Annotated in this window: 9 protein-coding genes; 3 read left to right on the plus strand and 6 right to left on the minus strand. The window is 51.5% G+C overall.

Translation table 11 applies throughout. The features are described from left to right. Positions 1 to 231: 231 nt before the first annotated feature. The 3 genes from AC1S52_RS20790 to psaA all read right to left on the minus strand — a co-directional run bounded on the left by AC1S52_RS20790 (position 232) and on the right by psaA (position 7,423). Positions 232 to 2,694 (minus strand): putative PEP-binding protein, encoded by a 2,463-nt coding sequence (locus tag AC1S52_RS20790; RefSeq protein ID WP_482030964.1) that lies wholly within the window; start codon positions 2,692 to 2,694, stop codon positions 232 to 234. Positions 2,695 to 2,933: 239 nt separating this feature from the next. Then, the gene (gene psaB, locus AC1S52_RS20795; RefSeq protein ID WP_482030965.1) at positions 2,934 to 5,159 is read right to left on the minus strand and encodes a photosystem I core protein PsaB; all 2,226 of its coding nucleotides are present in this window, start codon (positions 5,157 to 5,159) and stop codon (positions 2,934 to 2,936) included. A gap of 23 nt (positions 5,160 to 5,182) precedes the next feature. Beyond that, entirely contained in the window at positions 5,183 to 7,423 is a 2,241-nt protein-coding gene (psaA, locus tag AC1S52_RS20800) for a photosystem I core protein PsaA (RefSeq protein ID WP_482030966.1), read from the minus strand. Between the two features lie 744 nt (positions 7,424 to 8,167). Here psaA and AC1S52_RS20805 point away from each other — a divergent pair. Further along, the gene (locus tag AC1S52_RS20805; RefSeq protein WP_482030967.1) at positions 8,168 to 10,522 is read left to right on the plus strand and encodes a hypothetical protein; all 2,355 of its coding nucleotides are present in this window, start codon (positions 8,168 to 8,170) and stop codon (positions 10,520 to 10,522) included. Positions 10,523 to 10,553: 31 nt separating this feature from the next. On the opposite strand, the gene AC1S52_RS20810 is transcribed toward AC1S52_RS20805, so the two are convergent. Continuing rightward, positions 10,554 to 11,207: a hypothetical protein gene (locus tag AC1S52_RS20810; protein ID WP_482030968.1), complete on the minus strand. Its 654-nt coding sequence runs from the start codon at positions 11,205 to 11,207 to the stop codon at positions 10,554 to 10,556. Between the two features lie 344 nt (positions 11,208 to 11,551). Then, positions 11,552 to 11,950 (minus strand): response regulator, encoded by a 399-nt coding sequence (locus AC1S52_RS20815; RefSeq protein ID WP_482030969.1) that lies wholly within the window; start codon positions 11,948 to 11,950, stop codon positions 11,552 to 11,554. A 166-nt stretch (positions 11,951 to 12,116) separates the two neighbouring features. Here AC1S52_RS20815 and AC1S52_RS20820 point away from each other — a divergent pair, with 166 nt between their 5' ends. Together AC1S52_RS20820 and AC1S52_RS20825 are read left to right on the plus strand one after the other, a co-directional pair. Further along, positions 12,117 to 14,702: a DNA gyrase/topoisomerase IV subunit A gene (locus AC1S52_RS20820; RefSeq protein WP_482030970.1), complete on the plus strand. Its 2,586-nt coding sequence runs from the start codon at positions 12,117 to 12,119 to the stop codon at positions 14,700 to 14,702. 123 nt (positions 14,703 to 14,825) lie between these two features. Then, the gene (locus AC1S52_RS20825) at positions 14,826 to 19,028 is read left to right on the plus strand and encodes a DEAD/DEAH box helicase (RefSeq protein WP_482030971.1); all 4,203 of its coding nucleotides are present in this window, start codon (positions 14,826 to 14,828) and stop codon (positions 19,026 to 19,028) included. Positions 19,029 to 19,056: 28 nt separating this feature from the next. On the opposite strand, the gene AC1S52_RS20830 is transcribed toward AC1S52_RS20825, so the two are convergent. After that, positions 19,057 to 19,506, minus strand: coding sequence for an Rpn family recombination-promoting nuclease/putative transposase (locus tag AC1S52_RS20830; protein ID WP_482030974.1), 450 nt, complete (start codon positions 19,504 to 19,506; stop codon positions 19,057 to 19,059). Between the last annotated feature and the right edge of the window lie 174 nt (positions 19,507 to 19,680).

Raw genomic sequence — 19,680 nt, forward strand, 5'->3', positions numbered from 1 at the left:
TTGAGATTCAAAATAGTGGGGGAATTGCGATCGCGTCTGATCCAGGTCAGTTCTACTCTTATCTATTGTGAATCAGCATGGGTCGATTCGCTTAACGGTTACCTGAAAATGCCCCCTCTTCCTACAGCGATTTTAGATGAGTAAACCACAACGGCGTGGGGATGGTGGAGGGGTGGAGTAGATGGGTGTGCATAGGGCTGATGCCAGGGGAAATGGCTGTAAGGTCTAACTTCATTGTTGGCGAGCCGCTTCTAGCAGCAGTCGGCGTTCGGCGCGGGCGATCGCCCAGTAGGTAGTCTCCACAGCATCCAGATCGACTGAAAGGGTGTGGATGCCCCAGCGAATCAGATCTTCAACGAGTTCTGGATATCGCGTAGGAGCTTCGCCACAGAGGGCGCAGGGAATCCCTAATTGGTTTGCCTGCCGGATCAGTTGGGCAATTGCTGCCTTGACTGCTGGATGCCGTTCATCAAAGGCATCTGCCATTGGGGCATAGTCGCGATCGACTCCCAACAATAGTTGAGTCAGATCATTTGAGCCAATGGAAATTCCCTTCACTCCAGCTTTTACATACTCCGGAAGTAGAAACAGGACGGAGGGCACTTCTGCCATAATCCAAATTTGAAAGCCAGGGTCATAGGTTAATTCCGCCAGTTCTGCCCGTTGGCGGCAGAAGCAAAACTCTTCTACCGTGCGGACAAAGGGCAGTATCAGCCGAATGTTGGTATAGCCTGCCCGTTGCACGCCTGCCAGGGCTACCAGTTCCAACTCAAATAGGGCAGGATGCTTCACGTAACTAAATGTGCCGCGCATCCCCAGCATTGGATTTACTTCCACAGGAACGGACTCTCCCCCTTCCATGCCTCGGAATTCATGGGAACGTAAATCGAGGGAGCGGTAGAAAACTGGGCGGGGTGCCAAAGTTGCGGCAAACTGGTTCAGGGTGTGGGTGAGCCGTTCGACCAGTTCAGCACTGCGCCCTTGCCGAAGCCACTGGTCAGGGTGCTGGTTTTCCAAAAAGTCCAGGATCAGAAGTTCTGAGCGTAACAGCCCCACCCCATCAACTGGCAAATTAGTCAGCCTTGCTAGGGAATCGGGCTGGCTCAGGTTGACCATCAGTCGGGTTCCAATCGGGGGGCGGTCAGAGGCGGAATCTACGGATACCGGATGGAGATCAATGCCTTTTGGGTCAGGAAAATGATGGGAGGAAGAATCCTCTTTTTCAGGGGAGAATGATTCGGGTTGGGCTGAACGACGCTCGGCTTCTGGAACCGTTGTCGCGGCTTCAATCCGGTATACTTTGCCCTGCTCGCCGTCCACCATGACCAGGTCTCCGGTTTGAATGAGTTGGGTGGCACGGGCGGTACCCATAACTGCCGGGACACCGACCTCACGGGCAATGATTGCACTGTGACTGGTAATACTACCTTGCTCAGTAATAATCGCAGCAGACTGTTTAATCCAGGGCAACCATTGGGGCATCAGCACGTCCGCCACCAGCACGGTCCCTGGAATCACATCTACGGGTGCTTCGTTCGGATTGGTAATCACCCTGGCACGGGCGATCGCTTGCCCTTGAGACACTGCCAGCCCGGACAGCAAAAGAGTAGAACTGGAATTCATGGGCGCAGAAACCCTGTTCGAGAGAGTAGGCGGCTCCCCGGTTTTAGGACGACTGGCTGGCTGGCTGGCTGGCGGTAAACTGGGAATGACCTGGGTTAAATAGAATAGGGGCTGAGAATTACTTTGGCTACAAAGTGTCCATTCAAACTCTAAGGGCGTTCCCAGATCAGCGATTAATCTTTGAGCCAGTTGAATCAGATGATCCAACTGCTGACTATCTAAAGCGTAGCTGAACTGTTGATCGGTGGTTAGCAGTCGAGATTGTAGCCAGAGATTGCGATCGGTCGGACGGGTTCCTGGCTGATAGGCAATGGTTTTAGTGCCCAGACTGCGGGACAGAATTGTGCCACTGGAAGTATGAACCTGGTAAACATCGGGGCTGACTTCTCCCCAGGCGATCGCCACCCCCAGTCCTGGCGTGGACTGGATGTTGAAATACGCTTCGTTTGCCTGCACGGTTCCTGCCGCGATCGCTGACCACAAGGGCTGCACCAAAACTGCTAGTCGAACCTGCTGCAAAGGGATCTCCGATTTCTGCCAATAAAACAGGCTTTTTGCTCCAAACAAGTCTGCCCATAGGCGTTTGACCCCCTGGGTTAAGGCTGCCTCAGTGGTGTCACAAATCTGAATGTCAAACAGAGCAGAACTTTTCCCAAGGATGACTGGCTCGAAGTGGTGGGAGCGAGAACGAATCGGAGCTTTGAGTGCCAGGGAAGGTCGCAAAACGACCACGGGAGAATCCAACTGATCCACCGCTGCTTTGAGGTCAACCAACCACTCATCCGATGACAGTGTTGCCGCCTCAATCGCCTGGCGAATTCGCTGGGCGATCGCTTGCAGTTGTTGAGGGTTTTCAATGTCGAGCCGGAGGGACGAATAGGGTAAATCGGCAAACAGCGGCTCTAACCAGTCCATCGTCGCCAAAAATTTGTGCAATATTTGAGCAGAAATTACAAAACCCGGTACTACCGGATGCCCTGCTTGCAACAGATGGGCTAAGTGAAACGCCTTACTGCCGACTAAGGATCGATGCTCCGGTTGAATCTGATCAAACCAATAAAGATTAGACACCACTGCAACAGGCTCTTAACACAAATCAATCTTAGGAGGCAGCAAGCATTAAGTATTTTTTCCTAACAGTGAATTCATAATCCGCTTCTAAACCTCATCCAAGTTGAGAACTGAAGATTTTTCCTAGAAAAAACTACGGGTTTCTAAGTTGGTGAGGTTTATCCAACAAAAAGCCCCCCACCTTTCAGCGGAGGGCTTTTAATAGCCACTTCTGAGTTACCTCAGCATGTTCTAATTCGCTATGGGAACTTAGCCGCTGTCGAGGCAATCACAAAGGCTGCATAGGTAAGGACATAACCAGCCGCAAAGTGGGTCAGACCAACCAGACGAGCCTGGACGATTGACAGTGCAACGGGCTTATCCTTCCAGCGAACCAGGTTAGCCAGCGGAGTACGCTCGTGTGCCCAAACCAGGGTTTCGATCAACTCTTGCCAGTAACCTCTCCAGGAGATCAGGAACATAAACCCAACTGCCCAGCACAGGTGTGCAAGTAAGAAGATCCATGCCCAGATTGCCAGATTGTTCACACCGTAGGGGTTGTAACCGTTGATCAGTGGACCAGAGTAGAGCCACAGATAATCACGGAACCAGCCCATCAGATAAGTCGAGCTTTCATTGAACTGGGACAGGTTGCCCTGCCACACGCCCAGATGCTTCCAGTGCCAGTAGAAGGTAACCCAGCCCAGGGTATTCAGCATCCAGAACATTGCCAGATAGAAAGCATCCCAAGCAGAGATGTCGCAGGTACCGCCCCGACCAGGACCATCGCAGGGGAAGCTGTAGCCGAAATCTTTCTTATCGGGCATCAGCTTAGAACCACGAGCATCCAACGCACCTTTGACCAGAATCAGGGTGGTGGTGTGCAGACCCAGAGCGATCGCATGGTGAACCAGGAAATCGCCAGGACCAATGGTCAAGAATAGAGAATTGGTACCGCTGTTAATCGCATCCAACCAGCCAGGGAGCCAAACGTTACCGTAGTTGGGCCAGGCGGTGGCAGCAATACTATCTGAGTTGGACAGCAGCGTATTCAAGCCGTACAGCACTTTACCGTGCGATGCCTGAATGAACTGAGCAAAGACCGGCTCAATCAGGATTTGCTTTTCGGGAACGCCGAAGGCGACTTGAACATCGTTGTGAACATACAGACCCAGGGTATGGAACCCAAGGAAGAGAGACACCCAGCTCAGGTGAGAGATGAGCGCTTCCTTATGCTCAATCATGCGCGCCAACACATTTCCCTTATTCTGTTCGGGATCATAATCCCGCACCCAGAAGATTGCACCGTGGGCAAACGCACCCACCATCAAGAACCCAGCAATGTACTGGTGATGGGTATAGAGTGCTGCCTGAGTGGTGAAATCTTGCCCGATAAAGGCGTAGGGCGGCATGGAGTACATGTGCTGCGCCACCAAGGAGGTGATCACACCCAGACAAGCCAGGTGCCAACCCAGTTGGAAGTGCAACGAGTTGTTGTAGGTCTCGTAAATGCCCTGGTGAGGCATGTTAAAGGGACCTTCGACCGACTTCCCGAAGAAGGTCTTGGAATCCATCATCTCCTTGATGCTGTGACCGATTCCGAAGTTCGTGCGGTACATGTGCCCCGCCACGATAAACAGAACAGCGATCGCCAGATGGTGGTGTGCCATATCCGTCAGCCAGAGAGACTGGGTCTGAGGATGGAAACCACCGAGGAAAGTCAGGATTGCAGTACCAGCTCCGTCCGCCGTACCAAACGCATGGCTGGCAGTGTCGGGGTTCTCTGCATAGACTCCCCAGTTGCCAGTAAAGAACGGTGCCAAACCAGCCGGGTGAGGAGGTGTAGATAGGAAGTTACCCCAACCTACATGCTGACCACGAGACTCAGGGATTGCCACATGAATCAAGTGACCCGCCCAAGCTAATGAGCTAACCCCAAACAAACCTGCCAGGTGGTGGTTCAGTCGAGATTCAGCATTCTTGAACCAGGCAAGGCTGGGACGAAACTTGGGTTGGAGGTGTAGCCAGCCTGCAAACAGGAAGAGGGCTGACAGAATCAGAAGGAAGATGGAACCCTGATACAGGTCACCATTCGTCCTGACACCCTGGGTATACCACCAGTGGTACACACCGGAGTAAGAGATATCAACCGGGTAGGAAGCACCCGCCTGGGTGAATGCTTCTACCGCAGGTTTACCAAATTGGGGGTCCCAAATCGCGTGAGCAATGGGACGGATGTGCAGCGGGTCTTTAATCCACTGCTCAAAGTTGCCTTGCCAGGCTACGTGGAACAGGAGGCCCGAAGTCCACAAGAAAATGATTGCAATGTGTCCGAAATGGGAAGCAAAAATCTTCTGATAAAGATTCTCTTCCGTCATCCCGTCATGGCTTTCAAAGTCATGGGCTGTGGCGATCCCGTACCAGATACGACGAGTGGTCGGATCTTGAGCGAGGTCCTGGCTAAATTTTGGAAATTTAGTCGCCATAGTTTACTTTGTTCTCCTCGCGCTCATCCAAGTGACAGTGTGCGAGCTAGGAAGAATGCCCAGGTTGTGGCAATCCCTCCCAATAGATAGTGGGCAACGCCCACCGCTCGACCTTGAATAATACTCAGCGCACGTGGCTGAATCGACGGAGCAACTTTGAGCTTATTGTGTGCCCAAACAATGGATTCAATCAACTCTTGCCAGTAGCCACGACCACTGAACAGGAACATGAGACTGAACGCCCAGACAAAGTGAGCACCCAGGAACAGCAAGCCATAGGCAGACAATGCCGAACCGTAGGAAGTAATCACTTGGGTTGCCTGTGCCCAGAGGAAGTCACGCAGCCAACCATTGATGGTAATGGCGCTTTGAGCAAAGTTGCCAGCCGTAATGTGAGCGACTGATCCGTCAGGGTTGACCGTTCCCCACACATCAGACTGCATTTTCCAACTGAAGTGGAAAATCACAATCGAGATGGAGTTGTACATCCAGAACAGACCCAGGAAGACGTGATCCCAACCAGAAACCTGGCAGGTGCCACCACGACCGGGACCGTCACAGGGGAAGCGGAAGCCCAGATTTGCCTTGTCTGGAATCAGACGAGAGCTACGAGCAAACAGAACGCCTTTCAGCAGAATCAATACCGTCACATGGATGGTGAAAGCATGGATGTGGTGAACCAGGAAATCTGCCGTACCCAGAGGGATACCAGAGATTGCGACCTTACCACCCACTGCCAGCACGTCTCCGTTAAACACATAGCTGGCAGGAGCCAGAGCGTTAGGAGCCGTGTTACCAGGAGCTGCAAAGTGCAGACCTTGAATCCACTGAGCAAAGATGGGCTGAAGCTGAATTCCCGTATCCGAGAACATGTCCTGAGGACGACCAAATGCACGCATTGTGTCGTTGTGAACGTACAGACCAAAGCTATGGAAGCCCAGGAAAATACAAACCCAATTCAGGTGAGAAATGATGGCATCGCGATGACGGATGACCCGATCTAACAGGTTGTTTTGGTTTACAACCGGATCGTAATCCCGAACCATGAAGATGGCTCCATGAGCCGCTCCACCAACAATCAGGAAGCCGCCAATCCACATATGGTGAGTGAAAATCGACAGTTGCGTCGCATAGTCTGTCGCCAGGTATGGATAGGGTGGCATGGAGTACATGTGCTGGGCAACGATGATGCTGAGGGAACCCATCAGCGCCAGGTTGATTGCCAACTGAGCGTGCCAGGAGGTGGTCAGGATCTCGTACAGACCTTTGTGACCCTCACCAGTGAAGGGACCCTTGTGGTTCTCCAGGATCTCTTTCATGCTGTGACCGATACCCCAGTTGGTGCGGTACTGGTGACCAGCAATGATAAACAGAACCGCGATCGCCAAATGGTGATGGGCGTTATCGGTCAACCAGAGGCTACCGGTGACTGGGTTAACTCCGCCCTTAAAGGTCAGGAAGTCAGAGTACTCAGCCCAGTTGAGGGTAAAGAAGGGGGTTAGCCCTTTGGCAAAGCTGGGGAACAGGTCTGCCATCAGCTTGGAGTTCAGGATGAACTCATGGGGGAGCGGAATATCCTTTACAGCGACCCCAGCATCGAGCAATTGGTTCGTTGGCAAAGCTACATGGATGATGTGCCCAGCCCAACCCAGGGAACCACAACCCAACAAAACTGCCAGGTGGTGATTCATCATGGATTCAGCATTTTGGAACCACTCCAGCTTAGGAGCTGCTTTGTGATAGTGGAACCAGCCAGCGAACAGCATTAAAGCTGCCATGACTAGCGCGCCAATTGCCGTGCAGTAAAGCTGGAAGCTATTGGTGAAGCCTTCGCCTCTCCACATGTAAAACAAACCAGAGGTGATCTGGATTCCGTGGAAACCGCCACCAACATCTGCATTCAAAATTTCTTGACCGAAGATGGGCCAGACGACTTGCGCACTGGGCTTAATACCAGTGGGGTTTGCCATCCAGGCTTCAAAATTTGAAAACTTAGCGCCATGGAAATACATGCCACTTAGCCAGATGAAAATCACGGCTAGGTGACCAAAGTGAGCGCTAAAGATTTTTCGGGATACGTCTTCTAAGTCACTAGTATGGCTATCAAAATCATGGGCGTTAGCGTGAAGGTTCCAAATCCAGGTGGTGGTTTTGGGACCTCTCGCCAAGGTGCGATCGAAATGACCAGGCTGCGCCCACTTCTCGAAAGAAGTAGGTACTGGATCCTTATCGACGACAACTTTCGCCCGTGGGGTAGTTGTCATTGAGACTCTCCTCTCTCTAGACAAGGAACGAGGAAGCTCTCACATCAGGCGTTTCTTACTCTTTGGGAAATCCGCCGCTGGGTAGCGACCGCCGACACGACTCGTAAAAACGAATTTATGAGTCCCTAAATAATTCGTGCAGCGTGGGGTAGGGCTATCTACCCCAGGGTAGAGGAAGTGAACATTGATTCCAGTCAAGAGCGAAAAGCTTATGAAGCAAAGGAATCAGCCTAACAAGAGTTCTCAAGGGGTCATTATAGGACTTGGTCTACGCCCTATCTGGGAGCCGTTAACAATAATTCAAAATCGCTCAATCAAAGCTCTGGACTGATTTTGTGAATCCATGTGGTCGGGCAAAAGTCAAGAGATTCGTGTATTACATTTATAAAACGAAACAATAGGGAAAACCTATGAATTGCTTGCCAGAATAGGGTTTTCAGGGTCAAGGATTGATCTGGCTCTATGCCATCTTCACGAGGATTTCTATGGTGGTAAGCAAAAGCATTTTTGTGAGTTGAATGGTTTTTTTTCATGAGATTTAATAATAAGTAACAAAGTGTAATTGGTTTTGAGGCTCAAGTGGTAGAGGTTGGGGGATAAGAAGTCAGAGATTGGGTGGTAACAATCTCAAAACTAGCCACGAATAACCAACAGCTAGCAATTTAGTTCCACTCCATCACCTAATGCCTTACTACTACGGAAAAATTATGAATTGACGGGGGATCGCTTCCGCTATAGTTCCTTATGGCGGAAGCAACCTTTTATAAGGGAGGGTTAGATTTGGTACCTGGGATGAACTGCTGGCGATCGCTAACTAAGGCTTTATTTACAGTCTTCTTGATCACTGTTCTGGTTTTGAGTTCACTGGGAACTCAGAGTGCAATGGCGCTTGGCAAAGCGCGACCAGCTAAACCAGAGAAATCTAAGTCGGCTGCTCAGCTTTCCACCACCCTGGCGGAAGCACCACTTCCGCTTGCGATTCAAGAACTCCGTAAGTCGCTGGAAAAGTATCAGCCTCAGGTCACAATTCTCGACCCAAAACCTAACGAAATTTTGACTGACAATCGGGTATCGGTCCGATTTCAAGTGAAGGATCTGCCGATATTTAAAGATGAGAAGTTGGGGTTAGGTCCTCACCTGCATGTCTTACTGGACAACAGCACCTACCAGGCAGTGTATGACCTGAATAAACCACTTGTCTTAGAAAATCTTGAACCCGGCACCCACACTATTCGCGCCTTTGCTTCCCGTCCCTGGCACGAAAGTTTTAAAAATGAAGGTGCCTATACCCAGGTGAGCTTCCACGTCTTCACGAAAACCCAGGAAAACAGTCCCAATCCGTCGCTGCCTCTACTCACCTATAGTCGCCCTCAGGGCACCTACGGGGCAGAACCGATTATGCTTGATTTTTACTTGACCAACGCCCCTCTGCATCTCGTTGCGCAAGAGAATTCTGAAGACGATATCGCTGACTGGCGAATTCGCTGTACGGTGAATGGCGAAAGCTTTCTATTGGAGCGCTGGCAGCCTGTCTACTTGAAGGGATTCAAACCTGGAAAGAACTGGGTTCAGCTTGAATTTCTGGATGAGCAGGGAAACCCGGTTAACAACGTTTTCAATAACACGGCAAGAGTCATTACCTATGAGCCAAACGGAAAAGATACCCTTTCCCGTTTAACCCGAGGAGAGCTTGCAGCCGCAGAAGCACAGGCTATTGTAGACCCCAACTATGCGCCGCAGGAGCCTATCCCGACTCCCACTCCTTCCCCTGAACCTACCCCTAATGGGAAGCCCTCTTTGGCTCCAGTTCCGGTCATCCCACCAGTACGACCCACTCCTACTCCATCCCCTGCGGGCAAGGCTCAACCAGCTCCAAAGCCTAAGACCAGCCCTGCACCCCTGGAGGCACCCAAACAGGTTAAGCCTTCTCCGGTGCCAGTCAGTCCCAGTCCTCAACCTTCTGCGCCATTGAAGCGAGAGGCTCCAGAGCGGAAAGAGAGTCCAGAGCCGATTGAACTGCCAGCAAGGATAGAAGTTCCGGCAAAGATAGAAGCCCCGGCAAAGATAGAAGCTCCAAAATCAGTAGAGCCGAAAATATCTCCAGAGACATCTCCCGCAAAACCTGAAACCTCGAAGCCACAAATCTCTAAGCCAGAAGTTCCCAAACCTGTGCAGCCAGAGAAGCCGCCTGCGGAATCCCGTCTTCCAGGATTTCTCAACCGTTTCCGCCAGACTCCAAAGGCGGTAACGCCAGCCCCTAAACCTGTGCCCCCGGTTCCCAGCCCGATCGCCCCTGCACCCAGCCAACCCCCAACGGAAAGCCATCCACCGATACCATCTTCACCAACCGTTAAACCCTCACCTGCACAACGTTCACTGGAACCAAAACCAACTGTCAGCCCCACGACAGTCCCCGCCAAACCAACGGTAGAGCCAGATTCCAAAGCAGCTAAACCAAGAGCTTTGCCGTCCTTCCTAAACCGCTTGCGTCCATCCCCTAGTCCAGTCGCCCCGGTTGAGCCAGATAAACCAGCTCAATCCCCCCCAGCGGGCACGAAATCCCCTCAACCTCAGACATTGGGGACTCCAGATCCCGTTGCCAGCCCACCAACGCCACCGACCCAGCCTTCCGTAGCGCCATCTCCCGTAGCGCCATCTGCTAAAGTCCCAGGTCAACCGACTCCTTCGTCAATCCCGGCTCAACCTGCTCCTTCGTCACCCCCTCCTGCGCGCAAGGGATCGCGTCCTTCCCCCAGCCCCACGGCACCATCCAGTCTAACCCCCGCAAAGGCGATCGCCCCTGTTGCCCCTGTTCGCTCGATACCCGCTTCCCCTGCCCCATCACCATCGGTGGCACCCTCTGGCACCATTGGCAAACCTGGTTCACCGGAACCGTCTGCTGCCAAACCTCCGGAGACTATAAAACCCCAGGAGAATCTGCCTCAAAATAAAGCCGCCACTTCTGCAAGCCCTAAACCAGCTAAAAAGCCAACAGCCAGCGACTTTTATGAACGCCTGCGGCAAGCGAAAGAGAAAACTAATCCAACCGTTACGCCATCTCCTTCCCCTGCTCCATCAGCGATTGAAGTTTTGCCTTGAAGCGAGATGGGAAGTCATGCAATCCCCTTCCCTACCAGGCTCCCGGTATCGCGTCTGTGTTACCTGGGTAGCGTTGATTGGAGTAATAATCAATACCTCGATAGGAGCCTGTACCTGAGGAATAGTTTCGTCTCCAATAGTCATTAGAGAAATCGTTATTGGAAGAGGAGCGATCGCTCCAATACCTTCCCCTACGACGATACCGACCATTCCAGTAATCATCATCCCAATACTCATCACTCCAGGAGCTATTACTCCAGTAATCATCATCCCAATAGTCATCACTCCAGGAATTATTACTCCAGTAATCATCATCCCAGGAATCATTACTCCAGGAACTATTGCTCCAGTTGTTGTAGCAAGGACAGCAATTGCTCCAGTTGACCCTTTGACGGCGGCGACTTCCCAAATGACACGGATTGCATCGTCCCGATGTGGCTCTGACAGAACCAGTTGTTTGCCGCGACGTGCGACGACACCTGGCACGGCTACCTGCCACCTCCAACAGAAAGCCTTCTGAACTGTCCAGCACAGAGAGCTTAGCAGTTTGACTTTGTTCGGGTGGAGTGGTTAGCGGAGCAGGGGGCTGGGAAGCCAGTATAGCAAGGGTTGCCACGTAGCTTACAAGCGAGGATGCAAGGATCAGGCAGGCTAGTGCTGCCCCCTGGCTGTTCAGCCCTTTCATGACACCCTCCATGGGTCAAGTACAAGGATGCTTCATCTTAATAGTTATGGAGGCTCAAGGGTAGTACAAGCTCAATAAAAATTCAGCAAGAAATATCAGATGGAGATTTTGGGGGCTGGGTCAAGAGGGATGGTAAAGACCCACCCGAACACCTCAAAAAATGGTACTAATGTACTTAGTTGCTGGCTAGAATTTAACAGCCTGTCAGTTGTCTGCAAACGCTGAAATAGGAAGGAGGTGGCGTGATGCAGTGGTTTGGGAGCCGATCGCACACAGGGGTGAAATCAATTGACGTTATGGTTTATTTTTCTGTGATTGATGGAGACAGGCTTCACCATACTGGCTCAATCCTGGGGCAGCAGCGCTTTGATCTGGTCTACGAATGCCTGGTGGTTGACCACGGGCTTGGAAATGTAGCCATCGGCACCACTTTGTTTGAGGAAATTTTCGCGATCGCCCTCCATCGCATGGGCTGTCACCAAAATGATGGGCAGGTTAGCCGTCCTGGGGTCTGCCTTCAACATTTGAGTAATTTTGATCCCATCCACGGGTTTACCCTGGTAGACACTACGGGCAAGGGAAACATCCATCAAAATAACGTCCGCTTCCTTTGCCTGAGCAATTTGCATCACTTCTTCGACATTTTCCGTATGCTTAACTGCCAACTTACCCATCTTTGTCAAAATTTTGGAAAAAACCCTTGCATTAACGGCATCATCCTCCACAATCAAAACGGTTTTCATACCCTTTTCCTTTCATTGTGACCCGGCAGAGTACAAGCAAATTAACTGGCGTCATCCTACAGTGAAATTGGGCAACTATGCGTAAGGGGGATGCCACTATGCTAATCGTCGCCCGTTTCAACCAACACAAAAGTTTTGCGAATCCAGGAATTAAGGAACGACACTCATGGCTAGACAGTTAAACATGCTCTCGGCAGGACAGGTCATCACAACCGCCCTGCATACGGAGATGCAGCAGTCCTACCTTGAATATGCCATGAGTGTCATTGTCGGGCGAGCCTTACCCGATGTTCGTGATGGACTCAAACCCGTACATCGACGTATCCTGTACGCCATGCATGAGTTGGGGCTGACCCCAGACCGCCCCTACCGTAAGTGCGCCCGTGTGGTTGGGGATGTGCTGGGTAAGTATCACCCCCACGGCGACCAGGCAGTGTATGACGCGCTGGTGCGGATGGTGCAGGAATTTTCTAGCCGCTATCCCCTGCTGGCGGGGCACGGCAACTTTGGCTCTGTGGATGATGATCCCCCGGCTGCCATGCGGTATACCGAAACTCGCCTTGCCTCTATCAGTAACGAAGGCATGTTGAGTGAAATCGGAGATGCCACTGTAGATTTTGTGGGGAACTTTGACAACTCCCAACAGGAGCCAACCGTCCTCCCTGCCCAGTTGCCAGTTTTACTGCTCAACGGCAGTTCAGGGATTGCGGTCGGCATGGCGACCAATATTCCCCCCCACAACCTGGGTGAAATCGTTGATGGTTTGATTGCCCTGATCGATTCACCCACCCTTTCTGACGAGAAACTGCTTGAACTGATCCCCGGACCTGACTTCCCCACAGGTGGTGAGATTGTAGGCACGGACGGTATTCGGGAAGCTTATCTGACCGGCAGAGGCAGTATTCCCATGCGGGGCGTTGCCCAAGTTGAAGAAGTTCAGACTGGCAGGGGAAAACACCGCCGGACTGCCATTGTGGTGACGGAATTGCCCTATCAGGTCAACAAAGCCGCCTGGATTGAAAAGATAGCGGATCTGGTGTCCCAATCAAAAATTGATGGGATTTCGGATATTCGAGATGAGAGCGATCGCGATGGCATTCGAGTCGTGATTGAACTGCGGCGGGATGTCAATCCCCAGAAGTTGCTCCACCAGCTATATCGCCAAACTGCCCTTCAGACAAACTTTGGTGTCATCATGCTGGCGCTGGATAACGGGCAACCACGCCAATTACCCCTGCGCCAACTACTGCAAAGCTTTCTGACTTTCCGGGAAGAAACCCTCAACCGTCGCTACCGCCACGAGTTGGAAAAAGCCGAAAATCGCCTGGAAGTCCTGGATGGGCTATTGACTGCCCTGGAAAACCTGGATGGGGTAATCGCCATCCTCAGAAATGCCCCCGATGGCACGACTGCCAAGCAGACTTTTCGGGAACAGTTTGAGTTCAGCGATCGCCAATCGGATGCCATTCTGGCGATGCCCCTGCGTCGCCTGATGTCCACAGAACAAGCCAACCTGCAACAGGAATTTGATGAACTGGATGCCCGGGTTGGGGAGTTACAGAAACTCCTGGGCGATCGCCATGAATTATTGAAAGTACTCAAGAAAGACCTGCGGGCGTTGAAGAAGAAGTATGGTGACCAGCGCCGGACAAGGATTGTCACGATACCTGAGCAGAATGGAAATGGCGAGGAAATCCGAGAAGGGAGAGGTGAAAAGGGAGAAGAGAGAGGTGAAAAAGAAGCCCCCTCCTCACCCCTTACCCCTCACCCCTCACTCTTTGAAGAAGAAGAAGAACAGGAAGTGGTGCTGGAAATTACCCAACGGGGTTATGTGCGGCGAGTAGCACCTAAAACTTACCAGCGTAGCCGCAGCCGAATGGCGGAAAAGCCGATGCTGGTATTAGAGGAGGGGGATGATTTTGTGGAGCAGACCCTCTTTACCACGACCCATAAAACACTAGTGGTATTAACCCGTAACGGAAAAGCCTTTCCCCTGAATGTGGGTGAAATTCCCCCATCCTCTGGTCGAAATGCAAAGGGAGTTCCTTTGCTGACATTGCTGCCACCTTCTGCCCAGGGCGATCGCAATGCGATTGTTCACAGCTTCATCCTGCCAGACGAATTAGAAGCAATCACCTTGCTATTGCTGAGTGCTGAAGGGCGCTTAAAGCGACTACCTCTGACTGAATTTTCTGAGCTCACCGGGCGCGGTCTGGTGGTGATGAAGTTCAAAGAAGAGGATCAATTGGTTTACGCCCGTCTGGTTGAACCGGGGGAACAACTGGTGCTGGCAAGCTCCGGTGGACGGCTCCTGCGCCTGGAGGTGAACGAGGGCAACCTACCCATTATGAGTCGTACAGCCCAGGGCAATCGCGGCATGCGGCTACGCAAGCAAGATCGACTCGTAGGGTGCGCCACCGTGTTTGAAGACGAGGAATTGCTGCTAATCACCGAAGAAGGCTATACCAAACGGCTCCCTGTGGATGAACTGCGGCTATCGGGAGCAGGTGAACTGGGCACCCAGATCCGATTTGCCACCAAAGCAGACACCCTTGCCGGAGTGGTGACCGCCATTCCCGGCACCGAGGTCGTCTTACTGACCAGTGCGAACCGGATGAGCCGATTGGATATGGAATCCGCTCCCCTGGAAAGTAAGGATAGCAAGGGCGATCGCCTGTTCAAACTCAACCCAGACGAGAAAATTACAGCCGTAATGGAAATTGTGGATGATGCAGCGGCGGAAGGGGAATAGGTGTCAGGTGGCAGGTGTCAGGTGTCAGGTAGTGGGTGGTAGGTGGTAGATGGTAGGGTGTATTTCTAACAACCAACAACTAACAACTAACAACTAATAACTCCTCACTCCTTACCTCCCTCAATGACTAGCTTCAACGTTAATGCTGCAAAAATTCGGGAACAGCTTTCTGAGGCTTATTATGAGTTGCGTCCTCTAGAGCAGTTAATGGTGCAGTTATTCTCGGTGATTTATGAACCAGTCAGCCGAGCCACCTTTGCCATTTGCTTAAATGATACTCAGACTCGGAACGTTGATGACAAGCCGTTTACCCAGCAATCGCTGAAGCCCTTTATCGATCGCTTATTGGAACTGGGGGTCTTAGTTCAGGAGGGCGGCATGGGTCCCCGCTGTCACCCTTTTTTAATGGAAATAGCAACCCGTGATGCCGTTCATGTAAGACGGTTTGAGTCGTTTGCCAAAATTGTGCAGACTAGACTACCCCTTACGACCCGGTGGAAGGGTGGACCCCGCTATTTCAGCAGTCAAAACCAGTTAATTCGTGAGATTCGGATTGGGATTTATCGCAAAGACATCAAATACATCCACCAACTGCTGGAAGACTACAACAAATACGGCTATCACAAAGATGAGTTCTCATTGTCGAACCTTTATCAGCAGGTCTGTAATGATCCGTTCGATCTAGATTGGTTCCGCACTCTACCCCCTGAGATTTATGAAGGTGCCTTAGCCAGTATCGTGAACCAGTCAATGGTGCATTTAATTCCTGCAAATGAAGCGTTTGCCCTACTTCAGGAAGATTGCGCCGAACCTGGTAAGCGGTCTGGCTTTTTTCCCATGCTGCTGATTGAACAGCTAATTCTGCGTGGTCGGCTGCGAGAAGCCCAACAAACACTTGACCAACTAACCGGACCTTACCGAAACGCGGCTGCCGATTTGCAGGGCTGGCTGTATGTTTTGCAGGGTGAGGATGAACGGGCGATCGCCCATTACACCGCTGCTCTCAAAGACCTCAAGAAGGGCACTGGCAAACGGAAAATCTACTTTCAATCAACGGGGGGGTTGTTTTTTATCCTGGTACTTCTGAAACAGGGTTCGCCAGCTCATTTGAGTGAGGCAGCCAATTGCACCAACCTTGCCCAGCAGTCTAAATCCTGGCTCAGCCCAACCTATCGCCTGCTGGAAAAGATGGTCAAACTTCAGCAAGGGGATCTTTCTCAAAAAAACCTGATTCTGGCTGAACCCCCCAACCCTAAGCATCACAGTTTAGAAACCCTACTACGTGCCCTCTGCCTTTACTGGACTGATGTTGATATTGCAAAATCGCGCCTGCCGAAAGTGCTGGAGCCATTTGTGAAACAGGCGGATGCGGCTGGCTATGAGTGGTTAGCAACGGAATCGGCGGAACTGTTGTCCCGCTTCAAACCCCGTGGGCAGTACGGTCAACGGGCGGCTACCTTTCGCCAGACCAACGGTATCCGCACACTGGTAGACCTGCTCCATCCCCAGGAACCTTGGGAACTGTGTTTGAATGCTCTGTCTAGCCTTAGTAAGGAACCCCAGGATACGGCAAAGCCAGAGACCAACAAGCGGTTAGCCTGGTTTGTCACCCTGGTTGCCAGCAGTTGGCATATTCAGCCACGTGAGCAAACCATTACCGCTAAGGGAGAGTGGGGCAGGGGGCGTCCCATCGCCCTTAAACGCCTGAAAAGCAAACCAGAAGAATTTGATTATCTCACCGCTCAGGATCATCGCATCTGCACCCACCTGAAGCCCAGCCATTCCTACGGCTATTACGGCAACATGGATTATGTGTTTGCTGAAAAGGCGATCGCCGACCTGATTGGGCACCCCCTGGTGTTTTGGGAGGACTCCCCCACCACTCGTATCGAAATCATCAAAGGTGAACCAGAACTTCTGGTCAAAAAAGGTAAGGGCGATCGCCTCACCCTGCAATTTCTTCCCGAACTCAAAGATACCAAAAACATTTTGGTGGTCAAAGAAACACCTACCCGCCTCAAGGTGATTGAAGTGACCGCCGACCACCGACGGATTGCCGACATTTTGGGTCAGCAAAATAAGCTGGAGGTGCCTGAGTCGGCAAGGGAACGGGTGTTAACCGCTATCAGTGGTGTTTCCAGTATTGTGACTGTCCACTCTGACATTGGCGGCGGAGTTGCCAGTGCAGAAGAAGTGCCTGCCGATCCCAAACCCCACATTCATCTGTTACCTGCCGGGGGTGGGTTAAAGGTGGCAGTGCTGGTGCGCCCCTTTGCCCAGGGTGGTCCCTACTACCGTCCGGGTGCTGGCGGTGAAACGGTGATTGCCGAGATTGAGGGCAAGCGGTTGCAAGCAGTGCGAAATCAGCGCGAAGAAAAGAGACTGGCAAGTGCGGCGATCGCTGCCTGCCCCACACTCTCTCAACAGGAAAGCCAGGATGGAGAGTGGCTGGTGGAAGACCCGGAAGCCTGCCTGGAACTATTGTTGGAACTGGGCAACCTGGGAGACAGTGCTGTTCTAGAGTGGCCCCAAGGCGAAAAACTGCGGGTGACTCACCAGGCTGATCTCAAAAATTTCACAATGTCGATTAAGCGTCAGAATGACTGGTTTGACACTGATGGACAACTGCAACTGGACGATCGCTTAGTGCTGGACATGAAGCAGCTTATGGAACTCCTGGATAAAACCCCCAGTCGCTTTGTTCCCTTGGGGGATGGTCAATTCCTGGCACTGACGCAGGAGTTTCGCAAACGATTAGATGAACTGCGGACTTTCTCCGAAAAATCGGGCAAGGGCTTGCGGGTTCATCCCCTGGCTGCCATAACCTTAGAGGACTGGGCAGAGGAGGTTAGCAGTTTCAAAGCCGACAAACACTGGAAAGCACATATTCAGCGAATTAAAGAAATTCAGGACTTTGAACCCCAGCTACCGTCCACCCTGCAAGCTGATCTGCGCGACTACCAGATAGATGGCTTCCGCTGGCTGGCACGACTTGCCGAGTGGGGAGTGGGTGCCTGTCTGGCAGATGACATGGGATTAGGCAAGACCTTACAGGCATTGGCAGTGATTCTCACCCGTGCTGCCCAGGGAGCAACGCTGATTGTGGCACCTACCTCAGTCTGCATGAATTGGATGGCTGAAGCTGAACGGTTTGCACCTACAATCAACGCGATTCAATTTGGTAGTGGCGATCGCCAGAAAATGCTAGATCAGTTAAAACCGTTTGACATGCTGGTGTGTAGCTATGGTCTGTTACAGCAGGAAGAAGTGGCAGAGATGCTGGCAAAGGTAGAGTGGCAAACGATTGTTCTGGATGAGGCGCAATCGATTAAAAACTTTGCCACTAAGCGATCGCAGGCAGCCATGACCCTGCAAGGTGGCTTCAAATTGATCACCACGGGCACCCCGATTGAAAACCATCTGGGTGAACTGTGGAACCTGTTTCGCTTCATCAATCCGGGCTTGCTCGGCTCTCTAGAAAAATTTAATCAGCGGTTTGCTACACCAATTGAGAAATATGGCGATCTACAGGCACGCAACCGTCTAAAAAAACTCGTCCAACCTTTTCTATTACGCCGCACCAAAAGCCAGGTTCTGGAAGAATTGCCTTCCCGCACCGAAATTTTGCTGCATGTCGAACTGAGCCAGGAAGAAATGGCGTTCTATGAAGCTCTCAGACGAGAAGCCATTACCAAACTGTCTGAAAGTGATGCCGCTGCTGGTGCCAAACATTTGCAAGTGCTGGCAGAAATCATGCGCTTGCGCCGTGCCTGCTGCAACAGTCGTCTGGCAAAACCCGAAATCGCCCTCTCCAGTTCTAAACTGCAACTGTTTGGTGAGGTGCTGGCAGAGCTACTGGAAAACCGGCATAAAGCGCTGGTATTCAGCCAGTTTGTGGATCATTTGCACATTATCCGCGACTATCTGGATACACAGAAAATTCACTATCAATATTTGGATGGCAGCACCCCAGCACCAGAACGCAAAAAACGGGTAGATGCCTTCCAATCTGGGGATGGCGATGTGTTTTTAATCAGTTTGAAAGCAGGTGGCACCGGGTTAAATCTGACAGCGGCAGACTATGTGATTCACATGGACCCGTGGTGGAATCCTGCGGTTGAAGACCAGGCAAGCGATCGCGCCCACCGCATTGGTCAACAGCGTCCAGTCACCATCTACCGCATGGTGGCAAAAAACACGATTGAGGAAAAAATTGTCCAGCTACACCATCACAAGCGCGACCTGGCAGACAGCCTGTTGGAAGGAGCAGATATGAGCGGCAAGGTTTCTACTGAAGATCTGGTTCGCTTGATTCAGGAAGGCTAATGACCACCCATGCAGCGATCGCTTCGCTTTACTGACCCTCACCAGCAGAGCAAGACTCAGCAACCCTTTTCACAACCTCTATATCCAGTTCCAAAGCCTGAGCAATTTGCTCTACACTCAACCCTAGCGTGATTAAATTGGGAACGGCTTCCAGCTTGCCTTCTAGCTTGCCTTCTAGCTTGCCTTCTAGCTTGCCTTCTTCTCTTGCTTCCTGATAAACCTTTGTTTCTCTCAGTTCACCCAGGTCTAACATTCGCTCGATCTCCTCTCGCCCCATCTGGGGAAATTTATACACCAGAATCGTTTCTATCAATTCTACAAATTCCCGTTTAACGGATGCATCCCCAATTTGCTGTCTTGCCTTTCTAATCAACTGTTTGGCTTGTTCGCTGGCTGTTTGTTGGGATTCTACAACCAGTTTGAGCAAGTTAAGCCCCAAAGATTGGGTCTCTAATGCACTCAGCTCATCCAGGTAGATGCATCAACGCGCTGGCTTTCCAGTAACTCCCAATACAGAAGTGTTGAAAGAAAGCTTAAGACAAGAAAAAAGGGGTCAGAAAATAGTATTCTGACCCCTATCAAATAAAAAATTCTGTCTGATGCTATCGTCGTTTCCCAATATTGTCAAATCGGTAGTCAGCGACTGTCGCCG

This window comes from Kovacikia sp. CALU 1929 (genome assembly GCF_056784235.1).

Excerpts from the sequence above, each read along its gene's own strand:
- psaA (WP_482030966.1), bottom strand. The coding sequence starts at position 7,423 with ATGACAACTACCCCACGGGCGAAAGTTGTCGTCGATAAGGATCCAGTA.
- AC1S52_RS20815 (WP_482030969.1), bottom strand. The coding sequence starts at position 11,950 with ATGAAAACCGTTTTGATTGTGGAGGATGATGCCGTTAATGCAAGGGTT.
- AC1S52_RS20825 (WP_482030971.1), top strand. The coding sequence starts at position 14,826 with ATGACTAGCTTCAACGTTAATGCTGCAAAAATTCGGGAACAGCTTTCT.
- AC1S52_RS20805 (WP_482030967.1), top strand. The coding sequence starts at position 8,168 with ATGGCGGAAGCAACCTTTTATAAGGGAGGGTTAGATTTGGTACCTGGG.
- AC1S52_RS20810 (WP_482030968.1), bottom strand. The coding sequence starts at position 11,207 with ATGAAAGGGCTGAACAGCCAGGGGGCAGCACTAGCCTGCCTGATCCTT.
- AC1S52_RS20820 (WP_482030970.1), top strand. The coding sequence starts at position 12,117 with ATGGCTAGACAGTTAAACATGCTCTCGGCAGGACAGGTCATCACAACC.
- psaB (WP_482030965.1), bottom strand. The coding sequence starts at position 5,159 with ATGGCGACTAAATTTCCAAAATTTAGCCAGGACCTCGCTCAAGATCCG.